The organism is Chryseolinea sp. T2 (assembly GCF_037203685.1).
Classification (GTDB): domain Bacteria; phylum Bacteroidota; class Bacteroidia; order Cytophagales; family Cyclobacteriaceae; genus Chryseolinea.
In genome coordinates, this window is record NZ_JBBCAU010000024.1 from 2,501 (window position 1) to 6,218 (window position 3,718).

The window sequence follows — 3,718 nt, forward strand, 5'->3', positions numbered from 1 at the left end:
AAAAGAAAAGAGTAACAAAAGAGAAATAATCGAGTGAAGCCACTTCGTCCCCAAGAATCTGTAAGAGGAGGAAAAAGATGGAGTGGTTGAAAACGAGCACGTAAGGTGAATCTTTCGTTCGGGAAATATTACATCAGCGATAGTATCAAGAGTGATAGTAAAGACTGGGTGCGATAGTATCAAGACAGTCAGCATGAACGGAGGAGTCGTTTAAAAAGAAGTAAGCAAGGGCGTATGGGGAATGCCTAGGCTCTCAGAGGCGAAGAAGGACGTGATAAGCTGCGAAAAGCTACGGGGAAGCGCAAATAGCTATTGATCCGTAGATGTCCGAATGGGGCAACCCACCATGTTGAAGACATGGTATCTGTCGCAAGACAGAAGCAAACCCAGGGAACTGAAACATCTAAGTACCTGGAGGAGGAGAAAACAATCTAGTGATTGCGCAAGTAGTGGCGAGCGAACGCGCAGAAGCCCAAACCTGTATAGTTACGGCTATGCAGGGGTTGTAGGACCACATAATTGAGTTGATCATAATTTGAAAGATCTGGGAAGGTCTGCCATAGAGGGTGATAGCCCCGTAAGAGTAACTGATCAAGGAGAGGTGGTATCCTGAGTAGGGCGGGGTCGGAGACGCCCCGTTTGAATTTGCCAGCACCATCTGGTAAGGCTAAATACTCCTGAGAGACCGATAGTGAACCAGTACTGTGAAGGAAAGGTGAAAAGTACTCCGAATAGGAGGGTGAAATAGAACCTGAAACCATACGCTTACAAGCGGTCGGAGCTGGGTAATCCAGTGACGGCGTGCCTTTTGCATAATGAGCCTACGAGTTACTGTCACTGGCGAGGTTAAGACATTAAAGTGTCGCAGCCGGAGCGAAAGCGAGTCTGAATAGGGCGCACAGTCAGTGGGAGTAGACGCGAAACTTTGTGATCTACCCTTGGTCAGGATGAAGTTCCGGTAACACGGGATGGAGGTCCGAACTAGTAAACGTTGAAAAGTTTTTGGATGAACTGAGGGTAGGGGTGAAAGGCTAATCAAACTGAGAAATAGCTCGTACTCCCCGAAATGTTTTTAGGAACAGTGTGGAGGTTCAAGTTTAATACAGGTAGAGCTACCAATAGGACTAGGGGGAGTCACATCCTACCAAATCCTGATGAACTCCGAATGGTATTAAATATACTCTGCAATGAGGGCATGGGTGCTAAGGTCCGTGTCCGAGAGGGAAAGAACCCAGACCTGCAGCTAAGGTCCCAAAATCTAGATTAAGTTGAACTAAGGCGGTTCAGTTGCTTAGACAGCCAGGATGTTTGCTTGGAAGCAGCAATTCATTTAAAGAGTGCGTAACAGCTCACTGGTCGAGCGACAGAGCATCGATAATAATCGGGCATAAAATCTAGTACCGAAGCTCAGGATTTAGCAGCAATGCTAAGTGGTAGGGGAGCATTCTAACAGCGGCGAAGTCGTCTGGTAATGGACGGTGGAGCGGTTAGAAAAGCAAATGTAGGCATAAGTAACGATAAGGCAGGCGAGAAACCTGCCCACCGATAGACTAAGGGTTCCGCGGCAATGCTAATCAACCGCGGGTAAGTCGGGACCTAAGGGGTAGCCGAAAGGCGAACTTGATGGATGATGGGTTAATATTCCCATACTAGCGTATTGAGTGATGGAGAGAAGGAGTAGTGACAGCTTCGCGCCCTGACGAATGTGGGCGTTAAAAGGCGTAGGTATAGGACTGGTAGGTAAATCCGCCGGTTTTGCTGAAACCCAATAGTACCAGGAGGCTTCGGCCAAATGGATAGAAAGCGTAAACAGACTTCCGAGAAAATCTTCTAAACTTATTGATGCGCTACCCGTACCGGAAACCGACACAGGTAGTCAAGGAGAGAATCCTGAGGTGCTCGAGTGATCCATGGCTAAGGAACTAGGCAAATTAACCCTGTAACTTCGGGAAAAGGGGTGCCTCGCTGTAGCAATACAGCAGGTCGCAGAGAAATGGCCCAGGCGACTGTTTAACAAAAACACATGGCTTTGCGAAATCGAAAGATGAAGTATAAGGCCTGACACCTGCCCGGTGCTGGAAGGTTAAGGGGGGAAGTTAGCCGCAAGGCGACGCTTTGAACTGAAGCCCCAGTAAACGGCGGCCGTAACTATAACGGTCCTAAGGTAGCGAAATTCCTTGTCGGGTAAGTTCCGACCTGCACGAATGGTGTAACGATCTGGGCACTGTCTCAGCCATGAGCTCGGTGAAATTGTAGTCACGGTGAAGATGCCGTGTACCCGTCACGGGACGGAAAGACCCCGTGCACCTTTACTATAGCTTCGCATTGACATTGGGTAGATGATGTGTAGGATAGGCGGGAGGCATTGATCCTGCGGCGCTAGCCGTAGGGGAGTCAACGGTGAAATACCGCCCTTTATTTATCTGATGTCTAATCCTGTAGACCACAGGAAACAGTGCGTGGTGGGTAGTTTGACTGGGGTGGTCGCCTCCGAAAGTGTATCGGAGGCTTTCAAAGGTATGTTCAGTACGCTTGGTAACCGTACGTGGAGTGCAATAGCATAAACATGCTTGACTGTGAGACTGACAAGTCGATCAGGGTCGAAAGACGGATATAGTGATCCGGTGGTTCTGTATGGAAGGGCCATCGCTCAAAGGATAAAAGGTACGCCGGGGATAACAGGCTGATCTCCCCCAAGAGCTCATATCGACGGGGAGGTTTGGCACCTCGATGTCGGCTCGTCACATCCTGGGGCTGGAGAAGGTCCCAAGGGTTAGGCTGTTCGCCTATTAAAGTGGCACGCGAGCTGGGTTCAGAACGTCGTGAGACAGTTCGGTCCCTATCTGTGATGGGCGTAGGAAGTTTGAGAGGTCCTGACCTTAGTACGAGAGGACCGGGTTGGACCAACCGCTGGTATACCGGTTGTGGCGTCAGCTGCATAGCCGGGTAGCTACGTTGGGAAGAGATAAGCGCTGAAAGCATCTAAGCGCGAAACTCGCCTCAAGATGAGACTTCCATTAAGGGACGTCAGAGACTATGACGTTGATAGGCTGCAGGTGTAAAGGCAGAAATGTCAAAGCTGAGCAGTACTAATTACCCGAACGCTTCTAGCGATAGAAAAACACAATGCGTGAAAACGTAAACAAACGAAAGGAGAGTAAGGCAGGCACCATCCAGTATCTGCCCCTCTCCCAACAGGTCTTTCAATGGCGCCACGGCGCCAAAAACAAGACAGTGGTAAAAACAATTTCCATCGATCTTCCATATGATGTACATATCGTCATCAGCTCAAATAAGGAAGAATAAAACGAACTTATGTGCTCGTAATTCACTTCGATAATCTCTTCAACACTCAACACTTATCAGGTCAACCCTGCTTTATTATTCTTTCATCGTTCATGTCTTCATGATGAGTAATTAGTAGTTAGTCCTGAGTCCTGAGTGGGTCCTAAGTAGGCAAGTACTCTAGCCCGATCGAATGACCACAAGTACTCCAGACCAATACTAAGGACTAAAGACTAAGGACTCAATACTGACATTTAAGATCTTAAGGTGACAATAGCGGTGGGGATCACCTCTTCCCATTCCGAACAGAGCAGTTAAGCCCACCAGCGCTGATGGTACTGGGATAATACCTGGGAGAGTAAGTCGTTGCCTATCTTTTATTCTAAAAGCCTCGCCTAAAGCGAGGCTTTTTTGTTTTATACTGGGTGGATTG

Annotated in this window: 1 protein-coding gene and 2 rRNA genes; all 3 read left to right on the plus strand. The window is 48.4% G+C overall.

Annotated features, from left to right (window positions below; all coding sequences use genetic code 11):
• The first annotated feature begins 214 nt into the window (after window positions 1-214).
• The 3 genes from WBG78_RS30590 (at window position 215) to rrf (ending at window position 3,660) form a co-directional block, all read left to right on the plus strand.
• Window positions 215-3,113: ribosomal RNA gene (locus WBG78_RS30590) — 23S ribosomal RNA — on the plus strand.
• A 13-nt stretch (window positions 3,114-3,126) separates the two neighbouring features.
• Window positions 3,127-3,306 carry a hypothetical protein gene (locus tag WBG78_RS30595; RefSeq protein ID WP_337330350.1) on the plus strand — a complete coding sequence of 60 codons (180 nt, stop codon included), beginning with the start codon at window positions 3,127-3,129 and terminating at the stop codon, window positions 3,304-3,306.
• A gap of 242 nt (window positions 3,307-3,548) precedes the next feature.
• Window positions 3,549-3,660: ribosomal RNA gene (gene rrf, locus WBG78_RS30600) — 5S ribosomal RNA — on the plus strand.
• Window positions 3,661-3,718 lie beyond the last annotated feature (58 nt).

What these genes read in the sequence shown, in the direction of transcription:
- WBG78_RS30595 (WP_337330350.1), top strand. Translation starts at nt 3,127, where the DNA reads ATGCGTGAAAACGTAAACAAACGAAAGGAGAGTAAGGCAGGCACCATC.